The sequence below is a fragment of the Liquorilactobacillus sicerae genome, assembly GCF_029916425.1.
GTDB lineage: Bacteria > Bacillota > Bacilli > Lactobacillales > Lactobacillaceae > Liquorilactobacillus > Liquorilactobacillus sicerae.
Genome location: NZ_JAHAVQ010000140.1, coordinates 1 through 528, shown reverse-complemented (window position 1 = coordinate 528; position 528 = coordinate 1). Strand labels below are relative to the sequence as shown.

General features: G+C 42.6%; 1 pseudogene. It reads left to right on the top strand.

Annotated features, from left to right (window positions below):
• Positions 1–26 precede the first annotated feature (26 nt).
• Positions 27–503: pseudogene (locus KH893_RS11680) on the top strand (amidophosphoribosyltransferase); the annotation flags it as partial.
• Positions 504–528: the final 25 nt, after the last annotated feature.

Sequence of the window (528 nt, the reverse complement as noted above, 5' to 3'; positions counted from 1 at the left end):
GATTTAATGGAGTAAACGAGGAAAAAATGACGGAATTGCAAACTGCAACAGATTTTCGCGGACTGAATGAAGAATGCGGTTTATTCGGTGTTTGGGGATTGCCTGATGCCGCTCAAACAACTTTTTATGGTATGCATGCCTTACAGCATCGCGGTCAGGAGGGTGCCGGAATTGTTTCAAATGACGATGGCCGACTTTGGCAGCGCCGTGGTCTAGGGCTCTTGTCGGATGTTTTCCTTTATCCGGAAAATATTGCCAGTCTAAAAGGCAGCTCGGCGATCGGCCACGTACGTTACGCTACCGCTCGTACTCACGGAATTGAAAATATTCAAACTTAATTAGTTCACTTTAATGATTATCAAATTGCTCTTGCCCACAATGGCAATATTACAAATGCTTTGACTTTGAGGAAACAACTCGAAGATACCGGATCGATTTTTCAATCGTCATCAGACTCGGAAATTTTGTTGCATTTAATTCGTCGCTCTCGTCAGAACTCAATGTAAGAAAAAATTGCCGAATCTTTAA